The following is a 26,318-nucleotide window of genomic DNA, read 5'->3' on the forward strand; positions in this document are numbered from 1 at the left end:
CAAATCCGCGTAGGACGTTTCTCTGATTTTCCCTTTCAGGGCTATTTGGCAGCATTCGCTTACAGTTCTTGGGAGAACCTGCCTGAGGATGCCCCCATGCCTGAAGCCCGGGAGCAGATCGACGCCCGCATCGCCAGCCTTGCCGACTGGCGTGGTCCGCGCCTGGCCCGGCTCAGGGCGCTGATCCACCAGGCCGGGCTGCTCAATGCCAGTCTCAAGGGCGACACCCGCCGGGCCATCGACCTGCATGAAGACGAGTGGCTCGATGAGCAGGCGTTCATCGCGCTGGTGCTCAACCTGAGGCAGTCCTGAATCACCACCCGGGCCTTGCGGGGGAGCAGCCGAGTGTCACACCGCCCGGGCGTTGAGCAGGCGCACGCCCAGGCCGATGAACAGCGCGCCGGTGGCGCGCTTGAACCAGGCGGCCAGGGGCGAAGCCTTCAGGCGCAGGCCGAAGCGCCAGGCGGTGAAACAGTAGAAGGAATGCACCAGGCAGACGATCAGCGAGCCGCTCAGGTACATCGCCGCGAACTGGCCGAAGATCGGCCGCCCGGGCTCGAGGAACTGCGGCAGGAAGGCGCAGAAGAACACCAGGGTCTTGGGATTGCTCACCGAGACCAGGAAGGCCTCCACGGCGATCCGCCATTGCGTCTGGGGTGGGGTCGCGACCACCTGGGTCGCCGGGGCGGCGGGGCCTCCTTTACTCAGCAACTGGCGCAGGCCTAGGTAGATCAGGTAGCCGGCGCCGGCCAGTTTCAGCACCAGGAACGCCGTGGGCAGCGAGATCAGCAGGGCGCCCACGCCCATCGCCACGGCGGTGATCGTCAGCAGTTGCGCGGTGAGGTTGCCGAACAGGGTCATGCCCATGCCGGAGGGGCCGTAGCGCAGGGCGTTGCGCACGGTCAGCAGGACGTTGGGGCCGGGGATCAGCGAGGTGAGCAGGTAGGCGAAGGAGAAGGTCAACCAGAGGTGCAGGGCCATGGGAGCGCGTCCTTTGCGCGGGGAAAATCGAACAATGCCAGCAATCGGGGCGGGCCGCCATGGGGGCTTGCGGACACATGAGCTGTCGATCTGCTGGGGACAGCGTGGGAGCGGCGGTGCGCCGATGCGACGGGCCCCGCGAACACCCGCGAAGCGGGTGCCAGGGATTGCGTAACCTTCATCGCGGGGCAAGCCCGCTCCCTCGTTCTATGCTCTACGTCCCAGACCTAGACCTGGGTGTCAGCGTGGCAGGCGCCCGCTGACGAAGTGCGCCACATCGTTGAACCCGGGCGTCGAGGCATGGCCCGGTGTCACCAGCGAGTCGATGAACGCTTCGTCCTCCGCCGTGATCTTCACCTCCAGCGCGCCGGCATAGGTGTCCCACTGCGCCTCGGTGCGTGGTCCGACGATGGCCGAGCTGACCAGGCGGTTGTTCAGCACCCAGGCGATGGCGAACTCGACGATGCCCACGCCCTTGGCCTCGGTGTAGGCATGGATCTTCTGGGCGATGGCCAGCGACTCCTGGCGCCATTCCACCTCCATGATGCGCTTGTCCTGGCGGCCGGCGCGGCTGCCTTGGTCCGGGGTCGAGCCGGGCGCGTACTTGCCGCTGAGCACGCCACGGGCCAGCGGGCTGAACGGCACCACGCCCAGGCCATGGTAGGCGGCGGCGGTCAGTTGCTCGGGTTCGGCCTGGCGGTTGACGATGTTGTACAGCGGCTGGCTGACCACAGGCTTGGCCACGCCGAGTTTCTCCGCCAGGTTGCAGATCTCGGCGATGCGCCAGCCACGGAAGTTGGACACGCCCCAGTAGCGGATCTTGCCCTGGGCCAGCAGGTCGCCGATGGCGCGCACGGTCTCTTCCAGGGGGACCGAGTGGTCCTCGCGGTGCAGGTAGTAGATGTCCAGGTAGTCGGTGCCCAGGCGCGTGAGGCTGGCCTCGATGGCATTGAACAGGTGCTTGCGCGACAGGCCGCTGCGGTTCGGCACGCCATCGACCGGGCCGTAGCCGGCCTTGGAGGCGATGATCCAGTCGTGGCGGTTGCGCGCCACCGCCTCGCCGACGATCTCCTCGGAACGGCCGCCGTTGTAGACGTCGGCGGTGTCGACGAAATTGATGCCCTGGTCCCAGGCCTTGTCGATGATGCGCAGCGAGTCTTCGGTGCCGGTCTGCTCACCGAACATCATGCTGCCCAGGGTGAGGGCCGAGACGTGCAGGCCGGAGCGGCCGAGGGGGCGGTAGATCATTGCAGATAATCCTTTTCTGACGCCTTGAGAGGGGTTTCCCTCTTTTACACAGTTCCGTCCGGCATTGAAAGCGTGCGGCGGGCGCCGTTTCAATCCGGCCAGGCATCGATCAGATCACGCGCCTCGCGACTCGGCAGCGGCCGTTTCAGCCGCTGCGACAGCACCGCCATGGCCCGCGCGTGGCCCTTGGCGATCACCGCCTCGACCTGGTCGTCCAGGCACTGCAGGGCGATGAAGTCGCCCTGTTCCGGGGTGCCGACGTACTCGATGCGGTTCCAGCCGCTGGCATGCCCGAGCACTTCGTAGGTACGGCCGTGCTGGTAGGTCCAGAAGAACGGCACGTCGTCGTAGCGGCGGCGCTCGCCGAGCATGTTGGCGGCGGCGATCACCCCATGCTGCTGGGCCAGGCGCCAGTGCTCGATGCGCACCGGGCGGCCGGCCAGGGGAAAGGTGGCGATATCACCGGCCGCCCACAGGCCGTCGGCGGCCTGCAGGTGGGCGTCCACCGTCAGCGAACGGTCCTCGGCCAGGGGCAGGTTTTGCAGGTAGCCGGTGGCCGGGCTGACGCCGGTGCCGAGCAGCACCAGCGGGGTTTGCAGGCGCTCGCCAGTGGCCAGCAACACGGCCTCGACCCGCTCCCGGCCTTCGAAGCCGCTCACCTCGGTCGGCCCGTGGAATACCACGCCCTTGCGTTCGTGCAGCTCGCGCAGGGTCTGGCCGATGCGCTCGCCCAGCTGCCGGGCCAGCGGGATGGCGTGGCGCGTGACTACATGCACCTGCAAGCCGTACTTGCGCAGGGCACTGGCGGCCTCCAGGCCGATGAACCCATCGCCGACGATCACCACCGGCTGGCCCGGCTCGGCCAGGTCGAGCAACTGCGCGGCATCCGTGCGCGAGCGCAGCACGCAGATGCCGGGCAACTGCACGCCGGGGAGCTCGGGGCGCCTGGGTTTGCCGCCGGTGGCCAGCAGGGCGGCGTCGTACTTCAGCTTCTGGCCGTCGGCCAGGGTGATCACGCGCTTGCCGGCATCCACGGCGCGCACCTTGCCGTGCAGGCGCTGCAGCTGGCCGCGGCGCAGGGCGTCCGGGGCCAGCAGGGTCGGCACTTCGTCCACCGGCATCTGCCCGGCGATGACGAACTTGCTCAGGGCGGTGCGATCGTAGGCGTTCGGCTGTTCCTGGTCGATCCACAGCAGGCGCCCGGCAAAGCCATGCTCGAGCAGGGTGGCGATGGCGGCCGAGCCGGCGGCGCCGGCGCCCACCACGACGAAGGTGCGGGCGTCACTGTGGCGCGGCGGTGCTGTCTCGGGCAACGGCTGGTCGTCGACCCAGACCTGGCCATCCCTGAGCTCTACGGCATGGCGGCGCAGGCCGGTCAGGGCCGGCGGTTCGCAGACCGCGCCCTCGTCCACGGCGAAGGCGGCCTTGTGCCAGGGGCAGACCAGCAGCCCGCCACAGACCGCGCCCTCTTCCAGGGGCGCGCCCTCATGCGGGCAGTTGGCCTGGTAGGCCTTCACCAATTCGCCCTGGCGCACCAGGACGATGTCCTCGGTGCCGGCCTGGACGCGCAGGGGGCGGTGTTCCTCGAGCTGGTCGAGGCTGGCCACGGCGTGCAGGGTCATGGCGGATCTCCTCAGGCGTTGTGTTTCATTTGACGCCTGCCATGGGCCTGGACTGCGACGACCCGACGATCGGAGGTGGTCATTACAACTTTTCACAAAAACTTCAAATGAGACTAAATTGACTCAAATCGAATGTGTTAGTACCATTCGCGCCAAATTTAGTTAACGGCTCGGGTGAGTTCATGAGCAATTTGCGTGCAATAGGAGTGGCCAGCTGGCTGGCAGTGGCAGTAGCCCTGGCTGGCTGCGGGGCGGCCGATGAACAGCAGGTCGGCGCTGAAACGGCGTTTCCGGTGGAAATCGTGACCGTGGCCGCCGAGCCACTGGCCCTGGCCTCGACCTTGCCAGGCCGGGTCGAGCCGATGCGGGTGGCCGAGGTGCGTGCGCGGGTGGCCGGCATCGTCCTGCACAAGCGTTTCGAGGAAGGTGCCGACGTCAAGGCCGGCGATGTGCTGTTCCAGATCGACCCGGCGCCGTTCAAGGCCGCCCTGGCCCGCGCCGAGGCCGACCTGGCCCGGGCCCAGGCCGTGCAGCACGAAGCCCAGGCGCGGGTAAAACGCTATGCGCCGCTGGTGAAGATCGAAGCGGTGAGCCAGCAGGACTTCGACAGCGCCACCGCCGAGCTGCGCAGCGCCCAGGCCGCCGTGCGTTCGGCCCAGGCCGACGTGCAGACCGCGCGCCTGAACCTGGGCTATGCCACGGTCACCGCGCCGATCTCCGGGCGCATCGGTCGCGCCCTGGCGACCGAAGGCGCGTTGGTCGGGCAGGGCGACGCCACGCTGATGGCGCGCATCCAGCAGCTCGATCCGATCTACGTCGACTTCACCCAGTCCGCCGCCGACGCCCTGCGCCTGCGCCAGGCCCTCAAGGACGGCGCCCTGGGTGGTGGCGACGACAAGGCGCTGACCGCCCAGGTGGAAGGCACCGACTACCAGCGCCAGGGCGCGCTGATGTTCACCGACGTGGCGGTCGACCGCGGCACCGGCCAGGTCACCCTGCGCGGGCGCTTCGACAATGCCGACGGCATTCTCCTGCCGGGCATGTATGTGCGCGTGCGCACCCCGCAGGGCACCGACCAGCAGGCCATCCTGGTGCCGCAGCGGGCGGTGCAGCGTGGCAGCGACGGCGAGGCGCGGGTGATGGTGGTCGGCACCGGCAACCTGGCCGAGGCGCGCAGCGTGCGCACCGGCGTGATGCAGGGTTCGCGCTGGCAGATCGTCGAAGGCCTGCGCGGCGGTGACCAGGTCATCGTCGGCAGTCCGGCCGGCCTGGCCCCGGGCATGCCTGTGGTGGCGGCGCAGGCGCAGCCGGTCGCGGCGAAATAAGGCGAGGGTAGCGAGATGTCCAAGTTCTTCATCAATCGGCCGAACTTCGCCTGGGTCGTGGCGCTGTTCATTTCCCTGGCCGGCCTGCTGGTGATCCCGGCGTTGCCGGTGGCCCAGTACCCCAGCGTGGCACCGCCACAGATTTCCATCACCGCCAGCTACCCGGGCGCTTCGGCCAAGGTGCTGGTGGAGTCGGTGACCAGCATCATCGAGGAGTCGCTCAACGGCGCCAAGGGCCTGCTGTACTACGAGTCCACCAACAACTCCAACGGCGTCGCCGAGGTGCTGGTGACCTTCGAGCCCGGCACCGAGCCGGACATGGCCCAGGTCGACGTGCAGAACCGCCTGAAGAAGGCTGAGGCACGCATGCCCCAGGCCGTGCTGACCCAGGGCCTGAAGGTGGAGCAGGCCAGTTCCGGCTTCCTGCTGATCTACGCCCTGACCAGCAAGGCCGGCGACCGTGGCGACACCACGGCCCTGGCCGACTACGCCGCGCGCAACATCAACAACGAACTGCTGCGCGTGCCGGGCGTGGGCAAGCTGCAGTTCTTCGCCTCCGAAGCGGCCATGCGGGTCTGGGTCGATCCGCAGAAGCTGGTGGGCTATGGCCTGTCCATCGACGACATCAACAACGCCATCCGTGGCCAGAACGTCCAGGTGCCGGCCGGCAGCTTCGGCAGCACGCCGGGTGCCAGCGAACAGGAGCTGACCGCGACCCTGGCGGTGCAGGGCACCCTCGATACTCCCGAGGCCTTCGCCGGCATCGTCCTGCGCGCCAACCCGGACGGCTCCAGCGTGCGCCTGGGCGATGTCGCGCGCCTGGCCATCGGCAGCGAGAACTACAACCTGTCCTCGCGCCTGGACGGCCACCCGGCCGTGGCCGGCGCGGTGCAGCTGGCGCCCGGTGCCAACGCCATCCAGACCGCGACGCTGGTCAAGGAGCGCCTGGCCGAGCTTGCGCAGTTCTTCCCCGAGGGCGTCGAGTACTCGGTGCCCTACGACACCTCGCGCTTCGTCGACGTGGCCATCGAGAAGGTCATCCACACCCTGATCGAAGCCATGGTGCTGGTGTTCCTGGTGATGTTCCTGTTCCTGCAGAACGTGCGCTATACCCTGATTCCGTCGATCGTGGTGCCGGTGTGCCTGCTGGGCACGCTGATGATCATGAAGCTGCTCGGCTTCTCGGTGAACATGATGACCATGTTCGGCATGGTGCTGGCCATCGGCATCCTGGTGGACGACGCCATCGTGGTGGTGGAGAACGTCGAGCGGCTGATGGCCGAGGAGGGCCTGTCGCCGGTGGACGCGACCATCAAGGCGATGGGGCAGGTGTCCGGGGCGATCATCGGCATCACCCTGGTGCTGGCGGCGGTGTTCCTGCCGCTGGCGTTCATGTCCGGTTCCGTGGGGGTGATCTACCAGCAGTTCTCGGTGTCGCTGGCGGTGTCGATCCTGTTCTCCGGCTTCCTCGCCCTGACCTTCACCCCGGCGCTGTGCGCCACGCTGCTCAAGCCGGTGCCCCATGGCCACCATGAGAAGGGCGGTTTCTTCGGTGCCTTCAACCGCGCCTTCGCCCGCGTGACCGAGCGCTACTCGGTGATGAACAGCGCTCTGGTGGCCCGCGCCGGTCGCTGGATGCTGGCCTACGTCGGCATCCTGGTGGTGCTCGGTTATTCCTACCTGCGTCTGCCGGAAGCCTTCGTGCCTTCGGAGGACCTGGGTTACAGCATTGTCGACGTGCAACTGCCGCCGGGCGCCAGCCGGGTGCGTACCGACCACACCGCCGAGGCGCTGGAGCAATTCCTGATGTCCCGCGAGGCGACGGCCAGCTCGTTCATCGTCAGCGGCTTCAGCTTCTCGGGCCAGGGCGACAATGCCGCGCTGGCGTTCCCGACCTTCAAGGATTGGTCCGTGCGCGGCCCCGAGCAGTCGGCCGAGGCGGAAACCGCCGCCATCAACGCCCAGTTCGCGGCCAATGGCGACGGCACCATCACGGCGGTCATGCCGCCGCCGATCGATGGCCTGGGCAACTCGGGCGGTTTCGCCCTGCGCCTGATGGACCGTGGCGGCCTGGGCCGCGAAGCACTGCTGGCGGCCCGCGACCAGCTGCTGGCCCGTGCCAACGGCAACCCGGTGATCCTCTACGCGATGATGGAAGGCCTGGCCGAGGCACCGCAGCTGCGCGTGCAGATCGACCGCGAGAAGGCCCGCGCCCTGGGCGTGAGCTTCGAAGCCATCAACAGCACCCTGGCTACCGCCTTCGGTTCGGCGGTGATCAACGACTTCACCAACGCCGGGCGCCAGCAGCGCGTGGTGGTACAGGCCGAACAGGGCGAGCGCATGACCCCGGAAAGCGTGCTGCGCCTGTATGCCCCTAATGCCGGAGGCGAGCAGGTACCGTTCAGTGCCTTCGTCACCACCAAGTGGGAAGAGGGCCCGGTGCAGCTGGTGCGCTACAACGGCTATCCGTCGATTCGCATCGCCGGTGACGCCGCGCCCGGCCACAGCACCGGCCAGGCGATGGCCGAGATGGAGCGCCTGGTCAGCGAGCTGCCGCCTGGCATCGGCTATGCCTGGACGGGCCTGTCGTACCAGGAGAAGGTCTCCAGCGGCCAGGCCACGGCCTTGTTCGCCCTGGCCATCCTGGTGGTGTTCCTGCTGCTGGTGGCGCTGTACGAAAGCTGGGCGATCCCGCTGACGGTGATGCTGATCGTGCCGATCGGCGCCCTGGGCGCGGTGTGGGCAGTGATGCTCACCGGCCTGCCCAACGATGTGTACTTCAAGGTCGGCCTGATCACCATCATTGGTCTTGCGGCGAAGAACGCGATCCTGATCGTCGAGTTCGCCAAGGAGCTGTGGGAGAAGGGCTACAGCCTGAGCGACGCCGCCATTGAAGCCGCGCGCCTGCGTTTCCGCCCGATCGTGATGACCTCCATGGCCTTCATCCTCGGCGTGGTGCCGCTGGCCATCGCCAGCGGCGCCGGCGCGGCCAGCCAGCGCGCCATCGGTACCGGGGTGATCGGCGGCATGCTCAGCGCCACCTTGCTGGGCGTGGTGTTCGTGCCGATCTGTTTCGTATTCGTGCTGAAGCTGCTCAAGCGCAAGCCGGCCCCCGTGCAACACGCTGTCGAGGTGACCAAGTGATGCTCATGCGCAATCTTGCAATTCCGTTCGCGCTGGCCGTCACCTTGGCCGGCTGCTCCCTGGCGCCGACCTACCAGCGTCCCGAGGCGCCGGTGGCGACCGCGTGGGGCGATGCCGCCGGCCATCACGGCAAGGTGGTGGAGCAGTTGGACTGGCAGGCGTTCATCGTCGACCCGTCCCTGCGCCAGCTGGTGGGCACCGCGCTGGACAACAACCGCTCGCTGCGCCAGACCCTGCTGGATATCGAGCAGGCCCGCGCGCAGTACCGCATCCAGCGCGCCGACCGGGTGCTGGGCTTGAATGCCGGGGCCTCCGGCAACCGTCAGCACCTGCCGGCCGACTTGTCGAGCAATGGCCGCGAGGGTGTCAGCAGTACTTACCAGGTGGGCTTGTCGCTGCCGGAGTACGAGGTCGATTTGTTCGGCCGGGTGAAGAGCCTGAGTGATGCGGCCCTGGAACAGTACCTGGCCACCGAGGAAGTTGGCCGTGCCGCACGCATTGCCCTGATCGCCGAGGTCAGCCAGGCCTACCTGACCCTGGACGGCGCCGAGCGGCGCCTGGCGCTGACCCGCCAGACCCTGGCCAGCCGCGAGGATTCGCTGGCCCTGGTCGGCCAGCGGCGCGCTGCTGGCACGGCCACGGCGCTGGATCACCAGGAAGCACTGGGGCTGGTCGAGCAGTCGCGGGCCGAGCTCGAAGGCATCGTGCGCGAGCAGCGCCAGGCCTACAACGCCCTGGTGTTGCTGCTGGGCAGCGCGGACGCGGCCAAGGCGATCCCGGCCGAGCGCGGCGAGGCGCCGCTGGTCCTGCAGGACATCGCCCCGGGCGCGCCGTCGGCGCTGCTCGAGCGCCGCCCGGACATCCTCGCCGCCGAGCACCGGCTGCGGGCGCGCAATGCCGATATCGGCGCGGCGCGGGCGGCGTTCTTCCCGCGGATCAGCCTGACCGGCAGCTTCGGTACTTCCAGCGCGCAGATGTCCGGGTTGTTCGACGGTGGTTCGCGCAGTTGGAGCTTCATGCCGCAGCTGTCGCTGCCGCTGTTCGACGCCGGGCGCAACAAGGCCGGCCTGAGCCTGGCCGAGGCGCGCAAGGATTCGGCGGTGGCGGCGTATGAAGGCACGATCCAGACCGCCTTCCGCGAAGTCGCCGACGCCCTGGCCGCCACCGACACCCTACGCCGCGAGGAAGCGGCGCGCCGGGCCCTGGCCGACACCAGCCGGGCGACCGTGGCGCTGGCCAAGGCGCGCTACGAGGGCGGCGTGGACAGCCACCTGCGTTACCTGGATGCGCAGCGCAACGGCTATGTCAACGAAGCGGCGTTCATCGAGGCCAGCACCCAGCGTCAGCTGGCGCTGGTCGATCTGTTCCGTGCCCTGGGCGGTGGCTGGCCGGACAAGGGCTGAAACCAACTCCTTTGGTTGGGGAATCCAACCGCTCGGCCCCGGGGGATCTTTGCCCCGGGGCTATTTTTTTATTTGGGCTTACACAATCTCTGTAGGAGCGGCCTTGCCGAGGCGTCGGACCGGCCGGAAAGGGCCGCGTAGCGGCCCCGGCAATATCCGCCTCGCCACGAGATCCTGGGGCTGCTTTGCAGCCCTTTCCGGCCGGTCCGACGCCTCGGCAAGGCCGCTCCTACAGAGGGTCGTGGACAGGTTAATCCTGCAGCAGATCCGGGCTGTTGAAGTTGCTCAATCGCGGATCGTCCTCGACACACTCCAGCCCCTGGACGCTCGCCTGCAGCAAGGCCTTCTGCAAACTCCGCTCACCCACCTGCCAGGCCTGCTCCAGCAGCGGCAGCAACCGCCGCGGCAACACACTGAACATCGGCTGCCAGTACCCACCTTGGCGCACCATGGCCGCGCTGTCGTGGGCCACCGCCAGGGCCAGCAGGTCCTCGATCAAGGCCCGGTCGATCCGCGGCGCATCGCAGGCCAGCAGCACTACCCATTCATGCCGCGCCACCTTGAGCCCGCTGATGACCCCGGCCAGTGGGCCGGGAAAGTCTGCTTCGGCATCGCCGACAAACTGGTCGGCATAAACCGCATAGGCCGCCTGGTTGCGGTTGCAGGAGATCACCAGGTCGTCGCTGAGTGCCCGCACGGCACGCTGCACATGGGCCACCAGCGGCTCGCCACGCCAGGTCACCAGGCCCTTGTCGCGGCCGCCCATGCGCTGGCCACGACCGCCGGCGAGGATGAGGATGGAGCAGGGGGGGAAGGATGTGGGCATGGGGCAGGCTCTACGGGTACACGGCCTGCAACCCTCCCACTTCGTCCCTGTATTGTCCAGTGCGCTACAGACGGCGCACCTGGTATTTCTGTCAGTTGTACGGGGCGGGTTGCCGATGGCTAATAGGGCTCGCGGCCTTGGATCGAATCGAGCCATTGGCGAGCATCACGGAGAGTGTTGATGAACAAGAGCGAACTGATCACGTCAATTGCCCAATCGGCCGACATCACGAAAGTGGCGGCAGGGCGTTGCCTGGATGGCTTTCTCCGGGCAGTGACCCGGACACTGGTCGAAGGGGGGAAGGTATCGCTGGTCGGCTTTGGCGCGTTTACCGTGGCCAAGCGACGCGCACGGGTAGGGCGTAATCCGCAAACGGGCAAGGCCTTGAAGATCCCGGCGAAGAAACAACCGGTTTTCAAGGCCGGCAAGGCATTGAGGAACACGGTCAACTGAGCATTTCTCCACGATGATGGACAGGGAGGCGGCAGGTGCCTCCCTGTCCAGGTGGCATCATCGAGATGCGCTGTGTTCCAGCGTTACCTGGGGTGCCTTGCCACGCCCTGCCAGGCGCATCACCACAACGAAGAACACCGGCACGAACACCACGGCGAAGGTGGCGCTGAGCATGCCGCCGATCACCCCGGTGCCGATCGCCTGCTGGCTGGCCGAGCTGGCGCCGCTGGCGATGGCCAGGGGCACCACGCCGAGGATGAACGCCAGCGAGGTCATCACGATCGGGCGCAGGCGCAGGCGCGCGGCCTGGATCGCCGCGTCCACCGCGTCGTGCCCCTGGTCCACCAGGTCCTTGGCGAACTCGATGATCAGGATGGCGTTCTTCGCCGACAGGCCGATCAGGGTGATCAGGCCGACCTTGAAGAACACATCGTTGGGCATCCCGCGCAGGGTCACGGCGAGTACCGCGCCGAGCACGCCCAGGGGCACCACCAGCAGCACCGCGGTGGGGATCGACCAGCTTTCGTACAGCGCCGCCAGGCACAGGAACACCACCAGCAGCGACAACGCCATCAGCAGCGGCGCCTGGCTGCCGGACAGGCGCTCCTGCAGCGACAGGCCGGTCCATTCCAGGCCGGAGCCGGCCGGCAGTTGGGCGACCAGGTGCTCGATCTCGGCCATGGCCTCGCCCGAGCTGTAGCCGGCCGCCGGCTCGCCGGAGATCGACACCGCCGGGTAGCCGTTATAGCGGGTCAGTTGCACCGGGCCGGACTGCCAGTGGGCCGTGACGAAGGCGCCCAGGGGCACCATCTTGCCGCTGTTGTTGCGCACGTGGATCTTCAGCAGGTCCTCGACCTGGCTGCGCCGGTCGCCTTCGGCCTGCACCACCACCCGCTGCATGCGGCCCTGGTTGGGGAAGTCGTTGACGTAGTTGGAACCCACCGCCGTGTCGAGCACCGCGCCGATATCGGCGAACGACACGCCCAGGGCATTGGCCTGGCGTCGATCGATTTCCAGTTCCACCTGGGGGCTTTCGGCCAGCGAGGCTTCGCGCACGTTGACCAGCACCTTGCTCTTGCGCGCCGCCTCCAGCAACTGGTCGCGGGCTTCCATGAGCGCGGTATGGCCCATGCCGCCACGGTCCTGCAGGCGGAACTCGAAGCCGGTCGACTCGCCCAGGCCGTCCACCGGCGGCGGCAGCACCGCGTAGGCGATGGCGTCCTTGAGCTGGGTGAAGGCCAGGGTCGCGCGGTCGGCGATGGACTGCGCGCTGTCGTCGCCACCGCGTTCGGACCAGTCCTTCAGGGTGGTAAAGGCCAGCGCCGCGTTCTGCCCGCTGCCGGAGAAGCTGAAACCGAGGATCAGCGTGGTGTTGGCCACGCCCGGCTCTTCGCCGTTGTGCGCCTCGATCTGCTGCGCCACCTCGATGGTGCGGGCCTGGCTGGCACCCGGCGGCAGCTGGATGTCGGTGATGGTATAGCCCTGGTCCTCGGTGGGCAGGAAGGCGGTGGGCAGCTGGCTGAAGCCGTAGCCGAGCACCGCCAGCAGCACGGCATACACCAGCAGGTAGCGGCCGCTGCGGGCCAGGGCGTGGGTCACCCAGCGCTGGTAGCCGTTGCTCATGCCTTCGAAGCGGCGGTTGAACCAGCCGAAGAAACCCTTGCGCTCATGGTGCTCGCCCTTTTCCAGCGGCTTGAGCAGGGTGGCGCACAGCGCCGGGGTCAGGCTCAGGGCGAGGAACGCCGAGAACAGGATCGACACCGCCATCGACACCGAGAACTGCTGGTAGATCACGCCCACCGAGCCTTTCATGAAGGCCATCGGCAGGAACACCGCCACCAGCACCAGGGTGATGCCGACGATGGCGCCGCTGATCTGGCCCATGGCCTTGCGCGTGGCTTCCTTCGGCGGCAGGCCTTCCTCGGCCATGATCCGCTCGACGTTCTCGACCACGACGATGGCGTCGTCGACCAGGATGCCGATCGCCAACACCATGCCGAACAGGGTCAGCACGTTGATCGAGAAGCCCAGCGCGTTCATCACCGCGAAGGTGCCCATCAGCGCCACCGGCACCACCAGGGTCGGGATCAGGGTGTAACGGAAGTTCTGCAGGAACAGGAACATCACCGCGAACACCAGGATCATGGCCTCGACCAGGGTGTTGATCACCTGCTGGATCGAGACCTTGACGAACGGCGAGGTGTCGTAGGGGATGTCGTACTTCACCCCGGCCGGGAAGTAGCGCGCCAGCTCGTCGAGCTTCTGCTTGACCAGGCCCGCGGTTTCCATGGCGTTGGCGCCGGGTGACAGCTTGACGCTGAAGGCACTGGTGGCCTTGCCGTTCAGGCGCGTGCCGTACTGGTATTCCTGGGCGCCGATCTCGACCCGGGCGACATCGCCGACGGTGACGGTCGAGCCGTCGGTGTTGGCGCGCAGGACGATGGCGGCGAATTCCTCGGGGGTGCTCAGCTGGCCCTTGACCACCACGTTGGCGGTGATTTCCTGGGTCGGCCGGCTGGGCAGGTCGCCGATGCTGCCGGGGGCGACCTGGGCGTTCTGCGCGGCGATGGCCTCGGCCACGTCGTTGGGCGTGAGGTTGAAACCGACCAGCTTGGCCGGGTCGATCCAGATGCGCATGGCCCGCTCCGAGCCATACAGCTGCGCCTTGCCGACGCCCTTGATGCGGCGGATCTCGTTCATCACGTTGCGCGCGAGGATGTCCGACAGGGCGATCTCGTCGAGGCTGCCATCCTCGGAGGTGAGGGTGGCCAATAGCAGGAAGCCGGTGGACACCTTTTCCACCTGCAGGCCTTGCTGGGTCACCGGGCGCGGCAGGCGCGACTCGATCACCTTGAGGCGGTTCTGCACGTCGACCTGGGCCAGGTCCGGGTTGGTACCGGGCTGGAAGCTGGCGGTGATGGTGGCGCTGCCCAGGCTGCTCTGCGACTCGAAGTAGAGCAGGTTGTCGGCACCGTTGAGCTCCTGCTCGATGATGCTGACCACGCTCTCGTCCATGGTCGCCGCCGAGGCGCCCGGGTAGACGGCGTAGATTTCCACCTGCGGCGGCGCCACGTCGGGGTACTGGGCCACCGGCAGCTGCGGGATGGCCAGGGCGCCGACCAGGAGGATGAACAGGGCGACCACCCAGGCGAATACCGGGCGGTCGATGAAGAACTGCGGCATGGATCAGGCCCTCATTGGCCGGTGTGTTGGGCGACCGCGGAGGCGCCCGGTTGCTCGTCGACCTGGACCTGGTCGCCGGCCTTGACGTGTTGCAGGCCCTCGACCACCACACGGTCGCCCGGGGCCAGGCCCTCGCTGACGATCCAGCGATCACCCTGGGCGCTGCCCAGGACCACCTGGCGTTCGCTGATGCGGTCCTGCGGGTCGACCAGCAGCACCTTGGGCACGCCGGCGCTGTCGCGCAGGATGGCGCGCTGCGGCACGCTGATGCCCTGGGGCTGTACGGCCTGGTCCAGGCGCACGCGCACGTAGCTGCCTGGCAGCAGGTCGAGGTCGGGGTTGGGGAACTCGCTGCGCAAAGTGATCTGGTTGGTGCTTGGGTCGACGCTGATGTCCGAGAACAGCAGCTTGCCGGCCAGCGGGTAGGCGCTGCCGTCATCCTGGATCAGCGTGGCCTTGACCTGGCCCTGGCCGACCTGCTGCAGCTCGCCGGCGCGCAATGCGCGGCGCAGGGCATTGAGCTCGCGGGTCGACTGGGTGACATCGGCATGAATCGGGTTCAACTGCTGGATGGTGGCCAGCGGCGTGGTTTCGCTTTGCCCGACCAGCGCGCCCTCGGTCACCAGGGCGCGGCCGATGCGTCCGGAGATCGGCGCGGTGACGGTGGCGTAGCCCAGGTTCAGGCGTGCCCGTTCCAGCGCCGCCTTGGCTTCGCCGACCGCAGCATCGGCCTGGAGGAAGGCGGCGCGGGCGTTGTCGTACTCCTGGCGGCTGACCGCCTTGTCGTCGACCAGCTCGCGGTAGCGCTGCTCCTGCAGGCGGGCCTGGTACAGGGTTGCCTCGGCCTTGGCCAGGCTGGCGCGGGCGCTGTCGAAGTCGGCCTTGAACGGCGCCGGGTCGATCAGGAACAGCACATCACCTTGCTTGACGTCGCTGCCTTCGCGGTACACCCGCTTGAGCACGACGCCGGCTACCCGGGCGCGCACCTCGGCGGTACGCGGCGCGAGGATGCGGCCGCTGAGTTCGGTGCTGATCGCCAATGGCTGCACGGCCAGGGTCTCGACCCGGACCTGGGAAGGCGGGGCTTGTTCTTCCTGTTCGGCGGCGTCGTTGCAACCGGCCAGGGAAAGGGTCATCAGCGCCAGCAGCGCCAAGGGGCGCAGGCGCGAAGGGCAGGGAATGGACATACGGATCTTCCAGGTTTGATCCAGCGTATGCTAAAGCAGCCGTTCGGGTGGCGGCTGTTAAGCTGTGTTGGGCGTGTGTGAAAAAGTGTGAACAATCGGCGGTGGCCCGCCCAGGATTCTATATCCTGCCTTACTTCAATCTTTCGTCAAATCCCCTTATGCCGAACATTCTCCTGGTCGAAGACGACAGCGCGTTGTCCGAACTGATCGCCAGCTACCTGCAACGCAACGATTTTCATGTCCGGGTGATTGCCCGCGGCGACCATGTGCTGGACGAGTTCCGCCGGCAGAAACCGGACCTGGTGATCCTCGACCTGATGCTGCCGGGCCTCGACGGCCTGCAGGTGTGCCGCTTACTGCGCCAGGAAACCCAGGGCCTGCCGATCCTCATGCTGACCGCCCGTGACGACAGCCACGACCAGGTGCTGGGGCTGGAAATGGGCGCCGACGACTACGTCACCAAGCCTTGCGAACCCCGGGTGCTGCTGGCCAGGGTGCGCACCCTGCTGCGCCGCAGCAGCGTCAACGAGCCACGCCTGGACAGCGACCTGATCCAGGTCGGCGGCCTGCGCATCGACCTGGCCGAGCGCACGGTCAGCTGGCGCGGCGAGGAGGTGGAGCTGTCCAGCGGCGAGTACAACCTGCTGGTGGTGCTGGCGCGCAACGCCGGCGAGGTGATGAGCCGCGACCGTATCCTGCAGCAGTTGCGCGGCATCGAGTTCAATGGCACCGATCGCTCGGTGGACGTGGCCATCTCCAAGCTGCGCCGGCGCTTCGACGACAGCGCCGGCGAGGCGCGCAAGATCAAGACCGTGTGGGGCAAGGGGTATCTGTTCAGCCGGGTCGAGTGGGAGTACTGACAGGCCATGCTCAAGATCCTGGTGCGGCTGTACCTGGTGATCATTGTCGCCTATGCCGGGGCGATCGCCTTGATCCCCGACACCATCGTCGGGCTGTTCCATGAGCGTTTCATGGCCTACAACCTCGAGCAGGCCAAAGGCGTGCAGACCCTGATCGTGCGCCAGTTCCAGCAGGCGCCGCGGGAGCAGTGGCCGGCAGTGGAAAAAGACCTGGCCGGGGTGTTCAAGCCGCTGCAAGTGCGCCTGCTGCGCATGGACGAGGCCGAGCTGAGCGGCGAGGAAAAAGCCCGGCTCGAGCATGGCCTGTACGCGGTGCGCATGGCCGACTGGGGCTACTACGAAACGGTACTGGCGCCGCTGGATTCGCAATGGCTGGTGCGCCTGCACTCGCCGGACGATCCGCTGGACATCAACGTGCTGTCCTGGGGCGTGACCGTGCTGATCGGCGCGGCCATGCTTGGCTGCCTGCTGCTGTGGGTATGGCCGCACTGGCGCGACCTCGAACGGTTGAAGGACACCGCCCGGCGCCTGGGGCGCGGCGAGATGTCCGAGCGCACGTCTATTTCGCCACGCTCGAACATCGGTGAACTGGCCGGGGTGTTCGACACCATGGCCAGCGACCTGGAGCGCCAGGTCAACCAGCAGCGCGAACTGCTCAACGCGGTCTCCCATGAGCTGCGCACGCCGCTGACGCGTCTGGACTTCGGCCTGGTGCTGTTGTTCGACGAGGTGCCGCCGGCCAGCCGCAAGCGCCTGCTGGGGCTGGTGGGGCACGTGCGCGAGCTGGACGAGCTGGTGCTCGAGCTGCTGTCCTACAGCCGCCTGGACAGCGTCGACCAGGCCCGCGAGCGGGTCGAGGTGTCGTTGCTGGAGCTGGTGGACAGCGTGCTCGGCAGTTTCGCCGAGGAGCTCGACAACCGTGGCATCCGTTGGGAGGTGCGCTGCGAAACCGACCTGCCGCGCTTTGTCCTCGACCCGCGGCTGACCGCCCGCGCCGTGCAGAACCTGGTGCGCAACGCCATGCGCTATTGCGATGAAAGCCTGCTGCTGCGCCTGCGCCGGGAAGAAGACGGCGCCTGCCTGGTGACCGTGGAGGACGATGGCATCGGCATCCCGACCGAGGAGCGTGAGCGGATCTTCCAGCCGTTCTATCGCTTGGACCGTAGCCGTGATCGCAATACCGGTGGGTTCGGGTTGGGGCTGGCGATCAGTCGGCGGGCCATCGAAGGGCAGGGCGGGACACTGACCGTGGCGCAGTCGGCGTTGGGTGGGGCGCAGTTCAGGATTCGCTTGCCCGCAGGGTAATGCAGCGCCTGGGCCGGCCTCATCGCGGGGCAAGCCCGCTCCCACGCAGGTGTTGGGGGCAGGTGATGAAGGGGTGATGGAGGTTGGCGTGGGAGCGGGCTTGCCCCGCGATGGTCATTGTCCTGACAAGCTTGCCGACCAGGTCACGAAGCGGTCCTTGCCCGTGTGCTTGGCCTCGTACAATGCCTGGTCCGCCCTGATCAGCGCCATGCTCAGGCTATCGCCGCTGTCGATCCGGGCCAGGCCGATGCTGATGGTCACCGGATGTGCGCCGAGGTCCTCGCGCACCCGCCGGCACAGCGCCGCGACCTGCTGCTCGGCGCCGGCCTCGTCCAGCCCCTGGAAGAAGATCGCGAATTCCTCCCCACCCAGCCGGGCGATCTCGTAGCCGTTCATTGCCGCCTTGATATGTGCCGCCACGCGCTTGAGCACCTCGTCGCCGATGTCATGGCCGAAGCGGTCGTTGACCTGCTTGAAGTTGTCGATGTCGATCATCGCCAGGAACTGCCCGGCGTCCGCCTGGCGCAGCTGCTTTTCGGCCTTGGCCATGAACGAGCGGCGGTTGGGGATTTCAGTCAGGGCGTCGATGTAGGCCTGTTCCAGCAGCACCTTGGTCAGGTAGAAGTTGTGCAGCTTGGCCTGGCGGATGCGCAGGTAGCTGTAGATCACCAAGCCGCTGAGGAACACCGCGTAGCTGAGCAGCATCGCACCCTCGAGCTCCAGGGCCTCGATACGCGTGTGGTAGAAGGGGTTGAGCATGAGCCAGGTGATGGCCATGGCGCAGAAGAACGACCAGCGCCGCACCGGCAGCACCGACACGGTGTACAGCACGGTCGAGACACCCAGCACCAGCCACACCGGGCGCAGAACGATGGGGATGCCCTCGATCACCAGGCGCATGGCCAGGGTGATCACTGCCACGAACAACAGGTTGAGCACGTCGAAATGCTGGCTCTTGCGGGTGAAGCCCAGGACCACGCAGAGGCTGCACAGCAGGGCGATGAATATCCCCGACAGCCAGGTGAAGCCCTGGCCGCCGAGGTAACTGACGATCAGATCGAAGATCAGCCAGATGGCGATGCCGATGCAGAAGATCAGCAGGCAGAAGCGGCGCATGGCCTCGAATTCGTGCTGGCGGAACTCGGCGCGCAGGGCGGCGGGGGCGACCTGTTGGCGGATGTGGGCTTCGAGGGTTTTGTACATGGGGATGGTGTCTGTGGCCGTGTAGGAGCGGCCTTGTGCCGCGAAAGGGCCGCGCAGCGGCCCCAGGAATTCAGCGTTCATGCAAAGATCGTCGGGGCCGCTACGCGCCCCTTTCGCGGCACAAGGCCGCTCCTACAGCGAGTCCGATTTCAGCACGTCCTTGGCCCAAGGCCGGTAGCGCAAGGCGAACACAGCCTCTGCGTGGCAACCTCCGCTCAGCGTCGGCTGCGCAGGCTCCGCGCGGAACGGTTGCCCCGGCTGGCTGACCTGGCGAAACGCCTCGCGCACGATACCCACCCGGCAGGGCAGGGTCTGTTCATAACCCTGGCGCACCAGCGGCGGCAGGCGCCCGGTGCCGGCACCATCCTGCCACCACACGTTCAGGCCAAGACTCGCCAGTTGGTCCAGCCACGCGCCATTGACCCGAGGCGACAGCTGGCCGGCGCTGAAGGCGCTGATATGCAGGGGCTTGTCCAGTTGTCGGTTGAACGCCTGCAACTGCGTGTACAGCGCCTCGCGCCTGGCCGCATCGCGAAAGTGCAGGTCGTCCAGCTCCAGCGGCAGGTACCAGCCGGACACTGGCAGCGCCCAGTCGGCCTTGAGCTGCTGGTACTGGGTGAGGGAGCGGCCCAACTGCGCCTTGAAGTAGCTGTTCAGGCCTTCGCCGTCGAGCTGTTCGAGCCGCTGGTAGTAGGCCGGATCCATGTACAGCCCCAGCACCAGCTCCAGCCCCTGGGTCCGCGCCTCGCGCAGGCTGTCGGCGAGCCAGCCGTTGGCGCCGCCGAAGTCGCTGTCGCCGTAGGCGCTCCACTGCACGATCAGGGTCTTGCCACCCAGGGCCTTGGTGGCGCGCCACAGCTGTTGCCATTGCGCGTGGGTGACGTTGGCATCACGGTTGAGCGGCTGGTAGAACAGGCGCTGGTCGGCCTGGGCGGGCAGGCACAGGGCGAGCAGGCAGAGCGCCAGGAAGGTACGCATCAGAAGTTCATCTCCACACCCAGCAACACGCCGTTGGCGCGCTCGTAGAGGTTGCCGCCCAGTGCCTGCTGGTACTCGGCGCGCACTTTCAGCGAGCCACGGTAGGCGTTGTAACGGTCATCGTCGAACCACCACTGCCAACGCACGCCGACCCCGGCGCGGGCGTCCTGGCGCCAGTCGTTGCTCGGGTCCTGGCTTGAGAACTCGAGGAAGCCGTAGGGCATGATGGTCTGCGGCGACTGGCTCGGCAGTTTCCAGGCATGGCCCTGCTGGAAGCGCGACAGCCAGGCATGATCGCCGGCCCGGGTCCACCAGGCAGCGTCCAGGTAGAGGAAACGCTCGTCCCAGTCGTCCTCGTCGATGCGCCAGTCGTTGCGGTACCGGCCCTGGTCGAGGAACGAGGCAGTGGCACGCAGCAGCAGGTCGTTGCTCGACTCGGCGTTGTGGCGCAGGTCGCCCCAGTTGCCGCCGACCTTGGCCGGGCTGAGCAGCTCGCCCAGGCTCAGGCCGCTGTAGTGCGTGCTGTCGATCTGGCGCTGGTGGTACAGCTCGGCGTACAGGTTGAGGTTGGCCTGGCCGAGCGGCTTGTAACGCAGGCCGACGCCGGTGCCCATGCTCTGGGCGTAGTCGGTGCGGCTCTGGCCACCGAACAGCACGCGGCCATACACCGACAGGGTGCTGCCGTTGCGGCTGGGCTCCTCGCCCAGGGCGTGGTCCCACATCGCCAGCTGCACGTTCTGCGATTGCGCCCGGCGTGAGCTGCCGGCGCGCGCGCCGTCGTCGAGGAACTTGTCGTTGGTCGAGGTGCCGGCTGGCGACCAGGTGCTGGCCAGGGTGATGGTATCGCGGCGCGACAGCGCTTCATGGGCGCGGCGCTGACGGTATTTGCGCGCTTCCAGGCTGCCGTACTCGTCGTCGCCGTCGACCAGGTTGCGTTCCACGTCCAGCACCCGGCGCAGTTCGCGGCGGGCCGAGGCGCTGTCCTCGGCCTCGTCGTAGCGCAGCGCCAGGGTCTCGCCCAGGCGGTAGTCCTCGGGGAAGTCGCGGGTGGCGCGTTCCAGGTAGGGTATGGACTGGCGTCGTTGCTGCTTGTCTGCCGAGCCGGCCAGGCGCATGCCGTAGTCGGCCCGGTAGCGCGGCTGGTCCGGCGCCAGGCGCACGGCCTCGGCCAGCCAGGCGGTGCTCTGGGCGCTGTCGCCGGCCTGCTGGGCGGTGCCGGCGGCGGCGTAGTAATGATCGGCACGCGGGGTGTGGCGCAGGGCTTCGCGCTGGAAGGCGAGGGCCTGCTGGGTGTCGCCCTGGCGCTGGGCAATGGCGGCGCCCAGGGCCCAATCGTCGGCACTGAGGTGCGCGGCCGCGTCCCAGTGGCGGCGGGCGACATTGGCGTCGCCGGCGTTCAAGGCACCACGCGCCGCGGTCAGGCGAGCATTGTCGGTCCAGGCGTCGGCCGGCAGGCTGTTCCAGATCGGCAGCGCCGCCTCGGAGTCGCCCGAGGCCTCCAGCGCGTAGGCCAGGGGCAGGCGGCTGCCTGGGTCGCCCAGACGTTCGGCGGCCTGGTAGTAGATGACGGCTTCGCCGGGCTGGTCGGGCATGGCGCAGCGGCCCAGGGCGCGATACTGGCCAGCTTCGCTCGGGTTGGCCGGGATGGCCTTGCGCACCGCGTCGCACTGGCCGGCCTCGGCCAGGCGGGCGAGCAACAGGCCGCGGGTGGCGGCATCGACCCGCGGCACCAGGGCAAGCATGCGCGGGGTGTCCAGTGGGCCGTCGTTGCGCGCATAGAGGTTACCCAGGCGTTGCAGCAGCGAGGGCGTCAACCGACCCTGGCGGCGGTCGTAGGCGTTCTCCAGCAGCTGCCGGGCGTGTTCGGCCTGGCCGCGTTCGAGCAGCATGAACGTGGCTTGTTCCAGCGCCGCGAGGTCGCCGGTCTGGCGGTAGCGTTGCTCCCATTGTGCCGCCGTGCGTGGCTGCGGCGGCTGCGCGGGTTCACCGTACAGGCGCTGCTTGAGGATGGCGTAGCTGCGTGGATTGTCGCTTGCCTGGCACTGGGCGAGCTGCTCGCGGGCCAGCTTCAGGTCCTTGTGCGACAGCCAGTCGACGGTCTCCAGGCACGGGCGCTGCAATTCGTTGCTCAGCTGGCGCACCAGCGCCGCGTCGTCGCCCTCGCGGGCCAGTTCCCAGAGTTGCCGGCGCTGTTCGGGATGTTGCAGTTGATCGGCGGGCAGGCTCTGCAGCCAACGCTCGGCCTGCTGGTTGTGGCCCATGGCGATGGCGCGGTTGGCCATGGCCAGGCGGGCGTGGGTCGCCGCCTCCTGGGATGGCGCGCTGGCCAGCAGCTTGTTCAGGCCCTTTTCATCGACCTGCTGGATATAGGCGTTGGCCAGGCGCTGCCAGTCCTGCGGCGGCAATTCGCCCTTGTCGGCCAGGGGTTGCAGCTGGTCTATGGTCTCGCCCCAGTTGCGCAGTTGCTCGGCGAAGTTGGCCCGGGTCATGCGCAGCACCATGCCGTCGTCGCGCACCGGCAACTGGTTGAGCCACTCCAGGGCCTTGGCCGCGCCACCGAACTTGGCCAGGCTGACGCTGTACGCCTGCCACAGGCGCACGCGCTGCTGGCCCTGGCTGTCGGCCAGCCAGGCCTCCACCTGGCTCGCCGCAGGCGGGTCCTGCTCGATCCAGGTCAGGCGCAGTTCGAGCAGGGCGTCGGCGTGCTCGGGGTTGTCGTCGAGGTCCTCGGCGATGGCCTCGGCCTCCTTGTAGCGGCGCTGGTGGGCCAGGGATTCGGCCAGCAGGGCGCGGGCCTCGTTGTTGTTGGGCACGCGCTTGAGTACATGGCGGGTCAGGCGCTCGACCTCCGCCCAGTTGTCCTTCTGCGCTTCCCGGTAACCACGCTCCATGAACGGGTAGCTGGTGAAACGCTGGAAGTCGGTCATCGGCTTGGTCGGCGCGGCCAGGGTGGATGAGCACAGCAGCAGGCTGGCGAGGGTCAGGGAAAGACGGGGCGTCATGCCACCTCCCGGGTCAGTTCATAGGCGGCCTGCTGTTCGCTGGCCTGCTCGGCGAGGGCTTGCTGCAGCACCTCTTCGGTGATGATGCCGCGGGCGATCAGGTGCTCGCCCAGGCTCTGCTGCTCGGGGCTGAAATCGATCAGCGCCTGGTTGAACAGGGTCACTGGTACCATGCCGCGCACCTGCAACAGCGTGCCGAGCATCACCTGGTGGATGCCCACCTGCTCCAGCAGGGTAGCGTCGTCCTGATGACGTTCGAGTACCGCGAGCATTTCGCGGGTCTCGGGCTTCTGCCAGGGGCTCGGGTAGTGGTAGCGCAGGCCCAGGGTGACTCGACCTTGCGGCGCCAGGCGGGCGCGCACCGGGCGCTTGAGCTGGCGGCTGATCACGCCGAGCGAGACCTGGCTGACCGGGCTCTCGCTGGCCAGCACCAGGGTGTCGCCGTCTTCGTCCACCGGCAGCACGCCGTAGTGGGTGGCGAGTTTGCGCGGCAGCTTGGCGATCAGCGCAGGCTCAATCTTGAACGGGTTCAGCGGCGCCCAGGGCAGGTCCAGCTGTTCAGCCAGGGTCTCGACCAGTTGCTCGCTGCTCAGCCAGCCGCGCAGCAGCAGCTCGCGGCCCAGGCGCCGGCGGACCGGGCTGGTGATGGCCTGCTCCAGTTGGGTCTCGGTTATCAAACCTTTCTCCACCAGGCGCTGGCCCAGCGGTGTGCGCGCAGGCGCGGCGAGGGCGGGGAACTCGTGGGTGGTCTTGTCCCAGGCCACCCGCCGCGAATCGCCCATCTCCATCACCTGGCGCAAGGCGCGCAGGTTGGCGAAGAAGTTGACGAAGTTGCTCCACATCATCCGCGGCGCCGACAGCAGGCCCTCGAAGATGCCGTAGTAGCGGGTAACGAACCAGAACCGCTGGAACAGGCGGTTGAACAGCAGCAGGCCGTTGAGCCACAGCAGCGTGGTCAGCAGCTTGCTGTCGCTGAGGATCGACATGAAGCGCCACGACTCCGGCGCGATCACCGTGACCAGCCACATCGCCAGCAGCACCAGCAGCAACAGGTTGACCAAAAAGCTCAGCAGGTAGGCGAACAGCCCGCGACGGTCGCGCCAGAGGAAGTAGTTGAGCGCGCCCTTGCGGCTCCAGCCGAGGTTGCTGGTGCCCTGGAACACGATGCCGACGATCCACCGCGATTTTTGCCGGATGGCGTGCTGCCAGTCCCGCGGGAAGTGCTCGCGCACGCAGATCACCTGGGCGAACTCGCGGCTCATGCCGGGGCGCCAGTCCTGCTTGAGGGCCAGCGCCGGGTCGGTGATGGAGTAGCGGGCGAAGATGCACTTCATGCCTTTTTGCTTGAGGCGAAAACCGATGTCGTAGTCCTCGGTCAGCGATTGCACGTCGAAGGCGATGCCGTCGCCGTCCTCGAGCAGGGCACTGATCGCCCGGCGGCTGAAACAAGTGCCGACTCCGGCGCTGGGCACCTGGCCGGTGAGCGCCTCGCGCACGATGACGTCCTTGCCGTGGTTCTCGGCGAACTCGTCGACATAGTGGCCGGCGGTGAAGCCTTTCCATTCCGGGGCGTAGGGGTACACCGGGATCTGGATCATGTCCTTGTTCGGCAGCAGGTAGTTGAACAGGCGCAGTTCCATGGGCGAGATGACGTCCTCGGCGTCATGCAGGATGAACCCGGCGAACTCGATGCGCGCGTCCTGCTGGAAGCGCAGGATGGCGTCGATGATGTTGTTCAGGCAGTCGGCCTTGCTGGTCGGGCCGGGGCGGGCGCAGACCACCTTGTGCACATTGGGGTAGTGCAGGCACACGGCGTCGACGTCGGCCTGGGTCTGCGGGTCGTTGGGGTAGGTACCGACGAAGATCTGGTAGTTCTCGTAGTCGATGGTCGAGGCGGCCAGGCGCGCCATCTCGCCGACCACGCCGACCTCGTTCCAGGCCGGCACCATGATCGCCAGGGGCTTTTCCGGCACCTCGAACAGGCGCTTCTCGTCGGCCTTCTCGAACTTGTCGTAGATCCGGAAGCGCCGGATCAGCTTGCGCCCCCAGTAGCACAGGTCGATGAACAGGTCGTCCAGGCCGAGCACGAACATCAGTGTCGCCAGGATGATGGCAAGGATCTTCAGGCCGAACAGGACATAGGTAAGGAAATCGATGAAGACCAGGCTCATGCGTTGTCCCGTGCGGCGGATTGCTCGGCGAACCAGCGGCTCAGGCGTTCGGCGATGCGCTCGCTGGCGTGGCCGTCGCCGAAGGGGGTGAACACCTGCGCCATGCGCGCGTAGGCGTCCGGGTTGTCGAGCAACTGGCTGGTCTCGTGGACGATGCGCTCGGTCAGGGTGCCGACCAGCTTGACCGTGCCGCCCTTGAGCACGGCGGGACGCTCGGTGACCTTGCGCAGCACCAGCACCGGCTTGCCCAGGGCGGGCGCCTCTTCCTGCACGCCACCGGAGTCGGTGAGGATGATATGGGCGCGGTTCATCAGCCAGACGAAATGCGGGTAGTCCTGGGGCGCGACCAGGTGGATGTTGTCGCGGCCGGACAGCACGCTGTACACCGCGTGCTGCACCTGCGGGTTGAGGTGCACAGGGTAGAGGAACTGCACATCCGGGTAGCGCAGGGCGAGCTCCGCCAGGGCCAGGCAGATGCGTTCGAAGCCGCTGCCGAAGTTCTCCCGGCGGTGGCCGGTGATCAGCACCATGCGCTGGTCGTCGCGCAGCACCTTGAGCGGGGATTCGGGCGCGGGGCGCCAGTTGTCCCGGTGCAGCTTGTCGCGCATCCACAGCAGGGCGTCGATCACCGTGTTGCCGGTGACCTCGATATGCTCGGGCGGCACGCCCTCGCGGATCAGGTTGGCGTCGGAGTCGCGGGTGGGGGTGAAGTGCAGGTCGGCGAGCACGCCGGTCAAGCGCCGGTTGGCTTCCTCGGGCCAGGGCTGCTGCAGGTTGCCGGTGCGCAGGCCGGCCTCGACATGGCCGATGGGAATATGCCGGTGGAAGGCCGCCAGCGAGGCGATGAAGCTGGTGGTGGTGTCGCCGTGGACCAGGACGATATCGGGCTTGACCTGCTCGTAGGCGCGGTCGAGCTTGTCCAGCAGGTCGCGGGACAGGCCGTTGAGGGTCTGGTTCTGGGTCATCACCTGCAGGTCCTGGTCGACCGTGAGGCCGAAGGCGGTCAGGACCTGCTCAAGCATTTCGCGGTGCTGGCCGGTGGAGCAGATATGCAAGTCGACCTCAGGCCAGTCGCGCAGGACGCGGGCCAGCGGGGCCATCTTGATCGCTTCAGGGCGGGTACCGAATACCATCATCACGGTGTAAGCCATCGTGTAGTTCCTCGTTCGATTCCCTGGACGAAGTTGTACGACGTGTCGCCGCTTGCCAGTCATAGATACAAGCAGTCGATCACGGGGTTGTCCAATGCGCGGCCTGCGCCGGACGGTGCGGTGCAGGCGCTTGCGGAAGTGCCACGGAGGCGGGGGTCGTGTCGGCACTTGACGGGCCGGACGCCAGGGAGGGGTGGTGCGGAAACGTTTATGCTAGCTTTTCTTGATTGAACGGTCAGTCAATAAAGTATTTCCGACTTTTTCTTACAGCCTTCT

Annotated in this window: 18 protein-coding genes; 7 read left to right on the forward strand and 11 right to left on the reverse strand. The window is 67.5% G+C overall.

What is annotated here, in order from left to right:
• Positions 1-96: 96 nt before the first annotated feature.
• A complete protein-coding gene (locus AC0MAZ_RS14230) occupies positions 97-312 on the forward strand; it encodes a hypothetical protein (protein ID WP_475858243.1) in 216 nt (71 codons plus the stop codon).
• 36 nt (positions 313-348) lie between these two features.
• On the opposite strand, the gene AC0MAZ_RS14235 is transcribed toward AC0MAZ_RS14230, so the two are convergent.
• The 3 genes from AC0MAZ_RS14235 to AC0MAZ_RS14245 all read right to left on the reverse strand — a co-directional run bounded on the left by AC0MAZ_RS14235 (position 349) and on the right by AC0MAZ_RS14245 (position 3,851).
• Positions 349-981, reverse strand: coding sequence for a LysE family translocator (locus AC0MAZ_RS14235; RefSeq protein WP_232856454.1), 633 nt, complete (start codon positions 979-981; stop codon positions 349-351).
• Positions 982-1,221: 240 nt separating this feature from the next.
• Entirely contained in the window at positions 1,222-2,229 is a 1,008-nt protein-coding gene (locus AC0MAZ_RS14240) for an aldo/keto reductase (protein WP_203647140.1), read from the reverse strand.
• Positions 2,230-2,318: 89 nt separating this feature from the next.
• Positions 2,319-3,851, reverse strand: a complete 1,533-nt coding sequence (locus tag AC0MAZ_RS14245; RefSeq protein ID WP_475858245.1) for an FAD-dependent oxidoreductase — start codon at positions 3,849-3,851, stop codon at positions 2,319-2,321.
• A gap of 182 nt (positions 3,852-4,033) precedes the next feature.
• Between AC0MAZ_RS14245 and AC0MAZ_RS14250 the strand changes: the two genes are divergently transcribed.
• The 3 genes from AC0MAZ_RS14250 to AC0MAZ_RS14260 are packed head-to-tail and all read left to right on the forward strand — an operon-like array spanning position 4,034 to position 9,723.
• Positions 4,034-5,176, forward strand: a complete 1,143-nt coding sequence (locus AC0MAZ_RS14250; protein ID WP_475858247.1) for a MexC family multidrug efflux RND transporter periplasmic adaptor subunit — start codon at positions 4,034-4,036, stop codon at positions 5,174-5,176.
• A gap of 15 nt (positions 5,177-5,191) precedes the next feature.
• On the forward strand, positions 5,192-8,320 hold the full coding sequence (locus tag AC0MAZ_RS14255) for a multidrug efflux RND transporter permease subunit (RefSeq protein WP_475858249.1): 3,129 nt from the start codon (positions 5,192-5,194) through the stop codon (positions 8,318-8,320).
• Positions 8,320-9,723 (forward strand): efflux transporter outer membrane subunit, encoded by a 1,404-nt coding sequence (locus tag AC0MAZ_RS14260; RefSeq protein ID WP_475858251.1) that lies wholly within the window; start codon positions 8,320-8,322, stop codon positions 9,721-9,723. The genes AC0MAZ_RS14255 and AC0MAZ_RS14260 overlap by 1 nt, the downstream gene beginning before the upstream one ends.
• Positions 9,724-9,973: 250 nt before the next feature.
• Here the strand turns inward: AC0MAZ_RS14260 and mobA are convergent, their stop codons facing one another.
• Positions 9,974-10,549 (reverse strand): molybdenum cofactor guanylyltransferase MobA, encoded by a 576-nt coding sequence (mobA, locus tag AC0MAZ_RS14265; protein ID WP_475858253.1) that lies wholly within the window; start codon positions 10,547-10,549, stop codon positions 9,974-9,976.
• A gap of 180 nt (positions 10,550-10,729) precedes the next feature.
• On the opposite strand from mobA, the gene AC0MAZ_RS14270 reads away from it, so the two are divergent.
• Positions 10,730-11,002 (forward strand): HU family DNA-binding protein, encoded by a 273-nt coding sequence (locus AC0MAZ_RS14270; RefSeq protein WP_475858255.1) that lies wholly within the window; start codon positions 10,730-10,732, stop codon positions 11,000-11,002.
• A gap of 57 nt (positions 11,003-11,059) precedes the next feature.
• Here the strand turns inward: AC0MAZ_RS14270 and AC0MAZ_RS14275 are convergent, their stop codons facing one another.
• The gene (locus tag AC0MAZ_RS14275) at positions 11,060-14,185 is read right to left on the reverse strand and encodes a multidrug efflux RND transporter permease subunit (protein WP_475858257.1); all 3,126 of its coding nucleotides are present in this window, start codon (positions 14,183-14,185) and stop codon (positions 11,060-11,062) included.
• Positions 14,186-14,196: 11 nt separating this feature from the next.
• On the reverse strand, positions 14,197-15,372 hold the full coding sequence (locus AC0MAZ_RS14280) for an efflux RND transporter periplasmic adaptor subunit (protein WP_203647120.1): 1,176 nt from the start codon (positions 15,370-15,372) through the stop codon (positions 14,197-14,199).
• A gap of 158 nt (positions 15,373-15,530) precedes the next feature.
• On the opposite strand from AC0MAZ_RS14280, the gene AC0MAZ_RS14285 reads away from it, so the two are divergent.
• Both AC0MAZ_RS14285 and AC0MAZ_RS14290 read left to right on the forward strand, forming a co-directional pair.
• Positions 15,531-16,232, forward strand: a complete 702-nt coding sequence (locus AC0MAZ_RS14285; RefSeq protein WP_050705882.1) for a response regulator — start codon at positions 15,531-15,533, stop codon at positions 16,230-16,232.
• Between the two features lie 6 nt (positions 16,233-16,238).
• Positions 16,239-17,537, forward strand: a complete 1,299-nt coding sequence (locus AC0MAZ_RS14290; protein WP_475858260.1) for an ATP-binding protein — start codon at positions 16,239-16,241, stop codon at positions 17,535-17,537.
• A 114-nt stretch (positions 17,538-17,651) separates the two neighbouring features.
• Here AC0MAZ_RS14290 and AC0MAZ_RS14295 read toward each other — a convergent pair whose 3' ends face one another.
• From AC0MAZ_RS14295 to wecB, 5 genes are all read right to left on the reverse strand, one after another.
• Positions 17,652-18,740: a GGDEF domain-containing protein gene (locus tag AC0MAZ_RS14295; protein ID WP_475861432.1), complete on the reverse strand. Its 1,089-nt coding sequence runs from the start codon at positions 18,738-18,740 to the stop codon at positions 17,652-17,654.
• Between the two features lie 132 nt (positions 18,741-18,872).
• The gene (locus AC0MAZ_RS14300) at positions 18,873-19,718 is read right to left on the reverse strand and encodes a DUF4434 family protein (RefSeq protein WP_475858261.1); all 846 of its coding nucleotides are present in this window, start codon (positions 19,716-19,718) and stop codon (positions 18,873-18,875) included.
• Entirely contained in the window at positions 19,718-22,720 is a 3,003-nt protein-coding gene (locus AC0MAZ_RS14305; protein ID WP_475858262.1) for a phage receptor, read from the reverse strand. The genes AC0MAZ_RS14300 and AC0MAZ_RS14305 overlap by 1 nt, the downstream gene beginning before the upstream one ends.
• The gene (gene nfrB, locus AC0MAZ_RS14310; RefSeq protein WP_232856470.1) at positions 22,717-24,891 is read right to left on the reverse strand and encodes a cyclic di-3',5'-guanylate-activated glycosyltransferase NfrB; all 2,175 of its coding nucleotides are present in this window, start codon (positions 24,889-24,891) and stop codon (positions 22,717-22,719) included. The genes AC0MAZ_RS14305 and nfrB overlap by 4 nt, the downstream gene beginning before the upstream one ends.
• A complete protein-coding gene (gene wecB / locus AC0MAZ_RS14315) occupies positions 24,888-26,042 on the reverse strand; it encodes a non-hydrolyzing UDP-N-acetylglucosamine 2-epimerase (RefSeq protein WP_203647108.1) in 1,155 nt (384 codons plus the stop codon). The genes nfrB and wecB overlap by 4 nt, the downstream gene beginning before the upstream one ends.
• Positions 26,043-26,318 lie beyond the last annotated feature (276 nt).

The organism is Pseudomonas sp. A (assembly GCF_056270345.1).